This window comes from Alteromonas sp. AMM-1, from assembly GCF_047290655.1.
In the GTDB taxonomy this organism is placed as follows: Bacteria; Pseudomonadota; Gammaproteobacteria; order Enterobacterales; family Alteromonadaceae; genus Alteromonas; species Alteromonas mangrovi.
Window position 1 is genome coordinate 1 of record NZ_JBLBUE010000143.1, and the last position, 9,431, is coordinate 9,431.

The 9,431-nt window shown below is 47.3% G+C and carries 6 protein-coding genes; 1 reads left to right on the plus strand and 5 read right to left on the minus strand.

Going from position 1 to position 9,431, the window contains the following annotated elements:
• The first annotated feature begins 356 nt into the window (after positions 1-356).
• Positions 357-1,415, plus strand: a complete 1,059-nt coding sequence (rhaT, locus tag ACLR2L_RS16360; RefSeq protein WP_413369596.1) for an L-rhamnose/proton symporter RhaT — start codon at positions 357-359, stop codon at positions 1,413-1,415.
• A 556-nt stretch (positions 1,416-1,971) separates the two neighbouring features.
• On the opposite strand, the gene ACLR2L_RS16365 is transcribed toward rhaT, so the two are convergent.
• From ACLR2L_RS16365 to ACLR2L_RS16385, 5 genes are all read right to left on the minus strand, one after another.
• Positions 1,972-3,117, minus strand: a complete 1,146-nt coding sequence (locus tag ACLR2L_RS16365) for an alpha-hydroxy acid oxidase (RefSeq protein ID WP_413369598.1) — start codon at positions 3,115-3,117, stop codon at positions 1,972-1,974.
• Between the two features lie 107 nt (positions 3,118-3,224).
• Positions 3,225-4,520 carry an L-rhamnose catabolism isomerase gene (gene rhaI / locus ACLR2L_RS16370; RefSeq protein WP_413369600.1) on the minus strand — a complete coding sequence of 432 codons (1,296 nt, stop codon included), beginning with the start codon at positions 4,518-4,520 and terminating at the stop codon, positions 3,225-3,227.
• A gap of 11 nt (positions 4,521-4,531) precedes the next feature.
• Positions 4,532-6,724, minus strand: coding sequence for a bifunctional rhamnulose-1-phosphate aldolase/short-chain dehydrogenase (locus ACLR2L_RS16375; protein WP_413369602.1), 2,193 nt, complete (start codon positions 6,722-6,724; stop codon positions 4,532-4,534).
• A gap of 314 nt (positions 6,725-7,038) precedes the next feature.
• Positions 7,039-7,824, minus strand: coding sequence for a DeoR/GlpR family DNA-binding transcription regulator (locus ACLR2L_RS16380; protein ID WP_140957071.1), 786 nt, complete (start codon positions 7,822-7,824; stop codon positions 7,039-7,041).
• 77 nt (positions 7,825-7,901) lie between these two features.
• On the minus strand, positions 7,902-9,296 hold the full coding sequence (locus ACLR2L_RS16385) for an FGGY-family carbohydrate kinase (RefSeq protein WP_413369604.1): 1,395 nt from the start codon (positions 9,294-9,296) through the stop codon (positions 7,902-7,904).
• Positions 9,297-9,431: the final 135 nt, after the last annotated feature.

Consider the following 9,431-nt stretch of genomic DNA (forward strand, 5'->3'; position numbering starts at 1 on the left):
CTGTAAGGCGGGCATAGGGTATATACCCATACGGGCTTTTAGCCCATCGCCCGTTTGTCCATTCGGAAACCCTTTCGACAATCCAATTGGCAATCCATTCGGCAATCCCATTGGCCCCCCCTCTCGGCCAACCCTTCGATATAAGGTGCTGGTACTTCGCTAAACCTGTCGCAATTCCTTGAATATCTACTTCCTCACAGTCAATCAATCACCCGCAATCACAAATCATGACCAATAAAGATTGATAATGCGTGATTATTAACAAAAACCGTTGTATTCTACATGCCGACTTTTACAAAAATTAAACAATTTAATCTTGGTAACCGTAAACAGACTGGCTATGAGAGGAGTGTTGCATGGCGTCAAACCCGTTATTAGGTGTGTTTTTCCATTGGCTTGGCGGCCTGTTTTCCGCCAGCTTTTATGTACCCTACAAGCGCATACAGCGCTGGTCGTGGGAAATATTCTGGTTATGTGGCGGCATTTTTAGCTGGCTGATTTGCCCTTGGTTTTTTGCCTGGATCCAAACTGAAGATCTACTTGGCGTGTTATCTTCAACGTCGCCTGAGGTGTTACAGCAATGTTACCTTTGGGGTGCCGGCTGGGGATTTGGCGGTTTAACATTTGGATTAGCAGTTCGCTATATGGGTATTTCGTCAGGTATGGCGATTGTATTGGGTTTAACTACCGTGTTAGGTACCCTTGGTCCGCCCATCGCATCAGGTCATTTTGGCGAGGTCATCGCAACAACAAGTGGTCAGTTTGCCGTGGCGGGAACTTTTATGACTCTGATTGGCGTAATTATTGTAGCGAAGGCTACAGCTGAAAAGAATAAAAGCCTGCACACATCAGAAAACAGCGAGAGCGTAGATATGCGCAAGGGATTGTTGATCGCACTGTTCTCGGGAATTATGTCGAGTTGCTTTGCGTTTGGCATTGCCGCTGGTAAGCCAATTAATGAACTAACCATCGCTGCGGGTACAGCGTCGTTATGGCAAGGTTTGCCGGTATTATGTGTTGTACTGGCTGGCGGATTAACTACCAATGCGTTGTGGTGTTTTTGGTTAATCAAAAAGAATGGCACCGCCAAAGAATACCTTGGTCAGGTAGCTGAATCGGCAGAAAAGCTGCCAGTTAACAATCTGGTAAAAAACTATTTGCTGGCCTCCTTAGGTGGTGCACTCTGGTACTTCCAGTTCTTCTTTTACACCATGGGCGAAAGCCATATGGGCAAGTATGAATTCTCCAGTTGGACAATTCATATGGCCAGTATCATTATTTTCTCTACGCTGTGGGGATTGGCATTAATGGAATGGCGTGGCAGTAATCGAAAGAGTCGCATGTTGCTGCTTGCGGGGATCAGCCTGCTGGTGTTATCTACCATCGTGATTGGTGTGGGTAACTCTTTCCAATAACGACTGCGCGATTGCAGGAGTTTGAAGACTATTTCAGGGCTGCCGTGCGCAGCCCTTTTTTTACCTATAAGAGAAGTCCTTTAACCGGGCTAATTGTCTAGTCTGGCAACATAAACATCATATTTTTTTGTTTCTGGCTCTATGGTAAACATCACTTTTACAGTTCTGCTCTTTCCTGTCCCTCTGCGTGTTGTGATTGTTGAACCGTCACTTCTGTTAATCTCGTAACAGTCCTGAACTTCATAAAAGTTTAATAACTCACCTTTGGTCTGTGGTGACATATCCCTGTATACCGCAAATCCGACTCTGTCTAACGCATTAACCAAATCCACGTATTCATCACAATACATTGCAATAGTTTGCATATTCCCTCGCAAAATTCCGATCCAGTTATTACATCATTGTATAAACAACATCAAAATTGAACAATTAATATACAACCCTAAGCTTTAATGGGTATATCATCAATTCAGATAGCTAGCAGGCAAATGCAAGATCGGAACAATCAATAAAAAAGCCAGCTTGCGCTGGCTGAGTTTATAGTACGAGTAAATAGCTATCTGAACCGCACGTGGTCGCGGTTAAGTTCGCTGATCTTGCTGCATCCCATTAAACGCATATCGCGCTCAATTTCAGCGACCAGTAACTGCATAGCACGTTCTACACCAGCTTGCCCGGCTGCTGCCAGAGCGTAAAGATAGTATCGACCGATACCGACTGCTTTGGCCCCCAGTGCAAGCGCCTTAAGCACATGAGTACCGCGCTGAATACCGCTGTCGAACATCACATCAATTTGATCGCCCACCGCATCTACTATTTCTGCCAGATGATCAAACGAGCTGCGCGATCCATCTAACTGACGTCCACCGTGATTAGAAATCACTATACCAGTACACCCGATGTCTACGGCGCGTTTCGCATCATCCGCGCTCATGATGCCTTTTAAGCAAAACTGGCCGTTCCAGAACTTCACCATTTCTTCCACGTCTTTCCAGTTCATGGATGGATCCAGCATATTGGTAAAATAATCACCAATTGAACTGGCACCGCCGCCCATATCGATATGGGCATCTAATTGCGGCAAACTGAACTTTTCATGAGTGATGTAGTTGATTCCCCAGGCAGGCTTAGTCGCAAATTGCCAGAGTCCTTTCAGGTTTAAGCGGAAAGGAATCGAAAATCCGGTGCGCAAATCACGTTCCCGGTTACCGCCGGTAATCGAATCAACGGTGAGCATCATCACTTCAATGTTAGACTCTTTGGCACGTTCCATCATTGCCCGGTTCAGGCCGCGATCCTTGTGAAAATAAAACTGATACACCTGCGGCGTATTATATTGTTTGGCTATCTCTTCCATGCTCACGGTGCCCAGCGAAGACACGCCAAACATGGTACCAAACTTTTCAGCGGTAGCGGCAACGGCCCGCTCCCCCTGATGATGGAACAATCGTTGTAACGCGGTGGGCGATAAATACACCGGTAATTTAAGTTTTTGACCCATCACTTCAACCGACAGATCAATATCTTTCACGCCGGTTAACACTCGAGGAATCAGATCGCACTCGCGAAACGCCGACGTATTGCGGCGTAAGGTACTTTCGTCGTCGGCACCGCCGTCGATATAATTAAAAATAGGACCCGGCAAGCGCTTTTCCGCTAAACGCCGAAAGTCATGAAAATTGTGACACTGACTGAGTCGCATTGTGAACAACCTACGTTAAGTACAGTACAAAACAAACAGCCCGCGTGTATGGCGGGCTGTTTCAACAAACGCTGGCAGGACATCCGCCCTGCCGGACACGCCAAAAATTAAACGATACCAGAGCCGGTGGCATTTGGATCGCGCGGACGCGCCACTGCCATTGCTTTACGGTAACCCGCCTGACGATAAACCGCCAGAGGTTCAATTGCTGCGCCTTTACGATAGCGTGCCATGGCCAGAATTGGCGACACATCCAGGTTAAACGCATTTTTCAGCTCAAGCGACGCCATCAGTGCATCGTTGTTTTCCTGGAAGTCATACAGTGCTTCGCGATTTACCAGCAACGCTTTCACATAAGAACGCTGCACTTCAATCGCCGAGTTAATCAGACTTTCAGCCGGATCAGTCACGTTGTGAGATTGATCAAGCATGTATGCTGGACCAAAGCCTTCCTGCTTGCGGTATTCCGCATCCACTAATTCGTTGAAAATCAGGAACTGCTGATAAGGATGCAAAGAACCACTGTCTAAGTCATCATCACCGTATTTACTGTCATTGAAGTGGAATCCACCCAGCTTTTTAAACTGGATCAAACGCGACACAATCATTTCAATGTTGGTATTAGGCGCGTGGTGCCCAAGGTCTACCAGTGACTTACACTTTGGTCCCAGGTGCATTGCAGCGAGTAGGTTTGAACCCCAATCCTGAATCACGGTTGAGTAAAACGCAGGCTCAAACATTTTATGTTCGATGTGCATCTCCCAATCATCAGGCAGACCTTTGTATACTTCTTCCATACTGGCCAGGTAGCGCTCAAAGGCGCGCTGGAAGTGTTGCTGACCTGGATGGTTTGAACCGTCGCCAACCCATACGGTAAGGCTCTTGGCACCCAGTTTCTGACCGTATTCGATCACGTCCAGATTGTGCTGAATTGCCAGGTCGCGCGACGCTTTTTGCGTATTGCTCAGGCTGCCGTACTTGTATGAATGCGCCTGTCCTGGTTGATCCTGAAAGGTATTAGAGTTAACTGATACCCACTTCAGACCAAATGCATCAGCCTGTTGTTTCAGTTCAGAAAAATCACTTACTTTATCCCATGGAAAGTGTGGAGACACACTGTCGGTACAACCAGACAATTCGTTAATAACTGCACAATCTTCCAGCTTTTCAAAAATATTACGCGGCTCGCCTTCGCCCGGGAAGCGCGCAAAACGCGTTCCACCAGTACCAGTGCCCCATGAAGGCACTGCGATTTGAAACTCACCCGCTTTGGCGGTAATCGCTTCAATATCGATGTCTGCACGCGCCAACTTATCGCCAAGTGCTGCGTAATCACTGTTTAAATCATTTACGCGCTTGGCGTTTTCGGCCTCCAGTAAGGCGCTATCAATACGTTTATTCATTGTTATTCCCCTTATCTTAGGAAGGCTTCGTGCAAGCCGCCATCCACACTGATCACCTGACCGGTGGTTTTACTTAGTTGGCCCGATACCAACAGATAAGCCGCTTCGGCTTGATCGTCTGGCGTAATAGGCAGTTTAGTCAGCGTACGCTGGGCATAAAACTCTGCAAGCTTGCTTCGCAGTGATTCAGTGCTTTCGGATTCATCAAACGCAATGTCATATTTGGCTAATGATGAAATAACACGGTCTCTGGGGAACATGCTGCTGCCCTGCACTACCGTGGCAGGCGCCAATGCATTCACATTCACATTGGGTGACAAGGTCACAGCCAGTTCGCGTACCAGATGGTTGGCTGCGGCTTTACTGGTGTCGTACGCCAGCGAGCCTTTCTTGGATACCGCTGCGTTAACGCTGGTAGTTAATACCATTGCGCCTTTGAGACCTTGTTTTTCCCATATCGGCTGAGCTTCAGACGCTACCACATAGCCACCTTTCACGTTAACACCGAAGCTTAAATCAAAGATTTGATCATTCTTCGCCATGTCACCGCCTTCGGCCATAAACACGCCTGCGGTCACAATGACTTTGTCGATGCCGCCGTAGGCAAGCAGAACATTAGTAAACATAGCAGACACTGTGTCACGCTTGGTAATATCTACCTGTAACGCCACTGCCGGTCCACATGCAGAGATGCCGCTGCCAGCAACGCCGATGCCCTGACCATAAATATCGGTGAGTTCTTTTGCAGTGCGTTCAGCATTTTCAAAACGCAGATCCGCACACACCACGTGAGCACCTTCTTTAGCAACCCGATGCGCTACGGCTTTACCGATACCGTCACCCGCGCCAATGACAACAACTACGTCACGTGCCAATGGCTTTTCAGCCGGCATGCGCTGCAGTTTGGCTTCTTCAAGCGCCCAGTATTCGATATCAAAGGCTTCTTGCTGTGGCAGCGCCGTGTATTCCGAAATGGCCTCGGCGCCGCGCATTACTTCAATTGCACAATTGTAGAACTCAGCGGTAACGCGAGATTCACTCTTGTTCTTGCCCCAGGCGATCATGCCAATACCAGGGATAAGTACTACCGTTGGACTTGGATCGCGCATCGCGGGTGAGTCTTCACGTTTACAGGCTTCATAGTAAGCTGTGTAAGATTCGCGGTATGCGGCAAGACCTGATTTAAACTTAGCGATCAGCGTGTCAACATCGTCAGTTTGCGGATTGAAATCTACGTATAACGGTTTGATTTTGGTGCGCAGGAAGTGGTCAGGACACGATGTGCCCAGTTCAGCCAAACGCGGTGCATCAACACTGTTCACAAAGCGCAAAGTGTTGTCGTCGGTTTGTACCGTACCAATAAACTTCACTTTGTTTGAAATCAGGCCACGCGCTACTGGCAGGAATGCCTTCAGCAAATCAGTGCGGGCAGATTCACTCAGGCTCTGGAATTTCTGGCCGCCAAAAGTCATTTCGCCTTTGTCGTGCTCTTCAATATATCGCGCTGCAGTTTCAATTACCCACAGAGATGTTTCATAACAGCTCTTGCTTTCAGAAGACCAGTTTGTGTGGCCATGCTGCCCCAGCAAAATACCCCAGATAGCCGGGTTGGCTTTGTAGGTATCCTCACACACTTTGGCTGCTTCCCAGCCAGGACGCATCCAAGGCACATAAGCCAGCTTGCCGCCCCAAATCACTTCAGTCAGTTTTTCCTGATCTTTACAGGACGCCACTGAAATCACCGCATTTGGGTGCAGGTGGTCAACGTGCTTTTCGTCAATCATGGAATGCAGAGGTGTGTCGATAGACGACGCGCGAGGATTCAAACAGAAGTTACAATGCTTGAACATGCCAACCATGCGATCTTCACCGGCAGACTTATAGCCTTTGTCAGGGTAAATCTGATAAACCTCATCCAGCGCACGCAATTTGTCGGCGTATAAAGAAGAGAAATTTTCTTTGGTAGAGGTTCTTAAGTCACCACCCGACCCCTTCACCCACAGAACTTCAACGTCCTGACCGGTTAATGGATCTTTTTCCATAATCTTAGCTGACGTGTTACCGCCGCCAGTGTTGGTGATTCGCTGGTCTTCACCCAGCTTGTTAGAACGATAGACCAGGTTTTCTACCGGGTCGAGTTTGTCAGCAACGTCATCTTCCCATAAATAATTGACGTGTCTGTAGTCATCTGGCTGATAAGGCATGAAGGTGTCCTTTGCTGTTATTGCTATAAATTGACTTCAATTGCATATTGAAGATTGAATTTACTGTGCAATATACCTGCACAACAATCTTTGTCAATCATTTTCAATCACAAATTAACAGAAATGTAACAGGAGTTTCATTGATGAACACGTCGAATGTTAAATAATCGTGACGAAATAACCGCTTATATGAATGGGAATAAAAAAGTGAAAAACGGTGTTAGAAATGGAAGCGTTCGAAGGGAAAGTTCGAATGGAGGGCTCGGACAATTACTCTTGTGTTCTGAGTGACTGTCCGAAAGCGGCAAACACGTTTATTCGCAGGCTTCAACCACCAGAACTTCTACACCGTGGGTGCGGATCTTATCCAGCACTTCAGGGTCGGCATTGGAATCGGTGATGACAACATCTACGTCAGACAAACCACAGAATATCAGATTACCGCGAACGCCAATTTTACTGCTATCCGCCAGTACAATCAGTTGCTCTGCGCGCTTGCGTAACTTCTGTTCAGCCAAAATTAATAACGGGTCGTTTTCTACCACGCCAAATTCGCTCACACCCGGTGAGCCCATAAACATTTTAGAGCCATGGAAATTTTGCGTAGTATCGTTTTCGAAAGAACTCAAAATGATACTTTGCTTGCGATACACCTCACCGCCAGGCAAGGTAATTTGATTCTGGCTGTTATCAAGCAGTTCATTAGCCAACACAAAGGAATTGGTCAGAATATTCATGCGGCGTTCCGCTAAAAACTCCGCCATCATAAAAGTAGACGTACCGCCATTAATAATAATGGAATCACCGTCATTACACATTTGTGTAGCGGCTTTGGCAATCATGCGCTTAGTGTCGGTGTTGCGCTCGCGATCAACCAGGAACGCATTGCCCGACAGCTTAATATTCGACACGGTTCGCGTATCAACTACCTGCGCACCACCGCGAATTTTTTTGATTTTATTGGCGGCCGCCAGCTTTACCAAATCCCGACGAATAGTGGCTTCAGACGAATTTAATTGCTTACACAACTCTTTCACACTGGCGAAAGAAGACTCATCCAGAATATCTAAAATTAATTGTTGTCGTTGTTTTTCCAGCATATTTGGTCCTGTTGTGTTTACGCAAACTTGACCAAATATAGTTATTTAACAATTCATTTTCAATCATAATGTGAAATTTATGATTGATTTTTATTGATTTCGTTATACCACGCCGCTTTATAAGCCAATAAATCGTCGAATTGAGTGGCTTGGCAAGGATTCAACGGAAATGCCAGTGCGCTGGTTTGCTCAAAATCAATGAGCGCCGCAGCCCCCATTACCGTACCGGTATTATCCGCAGAAAGATACACCGGCTGATCGGCGCGCAACTGCGCAACTATTTGGCAAAGTATCGGATTCTTTAAGAATGCCCCTTCAATAAAGATAGGACCCGACGCGTTTAAATCATTGAGTCGCTGATCAATCATCAGTGCACAATACAGTGTGGCTATGGCCTGAGGAGCCTCAGGCGCTGAAGGACAACAAAATGACGGCGTTAATCCACCGAATGGCCCGTTGCCCGCGCTAAAATCCGGTGTTACCAGCCACTGCTCACTGATGGCTCGCTGCACATCATTCAGCTCCACTGTCATGCTGATATTGCCACCCAGGGTAGTACAAATACTTTCGTATTCCCTGCCCCCCATAAAACGGGCACAACACACCGGATTGCCTTTCACATCCACATTGGCCAGCGTATCGCGATGCCCCGCTAAATCCGCAACGTTGCCGTTGCCCTGCATCAGAATAGTCCAGGTACCGGTTGAAATTACAGTAAACGCGCCACTGCCTGTCTGGCTGGACTTCAGGTAACGTAAAAAGCTGGCATTGCTGTCGTGTACACCGGCATAAATATTACACTCAACAGGTAATCCGGTTTCCTTTGCAACAGCGTCACTAACCTGCCCCAAACAATCCCAGGCGTTACGCATAGGTGGCATCAGGTTTAGCCAGTTCTGCTGCGATACCAACGATGAATATTGCCCGGCTTTTGGTGACCACATATCAGTATGGCAACCCAGTGACGTCACTTCACTCGCTAGTTCCCCACCGAACCGCCATGCCCAGTACTGTGGATACATGACAATGTGAGTGGTATTGGCGAATTGCGTGGGATATTTCTGCTGCAGCCAGAACAACTGCTTACCCAAATTTAACCCTGCCGGTAATTCGGGGGACAAGGTATCTTCAAATGCAGGCCGCACCGCCTGGTAGGCCAACGTGCAACTATCGACACCGGTGAATTCATAATCAAGGACAGGCAGTGCCAGTGCAGTGGCCTTATCCTGCACCTTAGCGTTAACCAGTGCAGCGGTAGCGCCATGCGTAGTGAAAACCAAATCAGTAACCTTACTCGTGCCTGGGTAGGAGTGAAAGGTTTCTAACAGCCAGGACCAGATTGAGGCCACATCAGCCTGCGGATACATTCCCGCGATAGGCGCATTTTTACAACTAAAACTGGCTTGTTCTGCACCGTTTTGTACAAACAGTAATTTAATGTGGGTTTTACCGATATCTAGAATGGCTTTCACTGTGTTGCTACCTGTCTGTTGCTATCTGACCGACTCAAACAACCCAGTGTGAACTGAACGGTTGCATCGCCGGCAAGTTACATGAATTTAACAACGAACATGATAACGCAAAAACAATCATTATCAATCATAAAA

What these genes read in the sequence shown, in the direction of transcription:
- ACLR2L_RS16375 (WP_413369602.1), bottom strand. Translation starts at nt 6,724, where the DNA reads ATGCCTTATCAGCCAGATGACTACAGACACGTCAATTATTTATGGGAA.
- rhaI (WP_413369600.1), bottom strand. Translation starts at nt 4,520, where the DNA reads ATGAATAAACGTATTGATAGCGCCTTACTGGAGGCCGAAAACGCCAAG.
- ACLR2L_RS16365 (WP_413369598.1), bottom strand. Translation starts at nt 3,117, where the DNA reads ATGCGACTCAGTCAGTGTCACAATTTTCATGACTTTCGGCGTTTAGCG.
- rhaT (WP_413369596.1), top strand. Translation starts at nt 357, where the DNA reads ATGGCGTCAAACCCGTTATTAGGTGTGTTTTTCCATTGGCTTGGCGGC.
- ACLR2L_RS16380 (WP_140957071.1), bottom strand. Translation starts at nt 7,824, where the DNA reads ATGCTGGAAAAACAACGACAACAATTAATTTTAGATATTCTGGATGAG.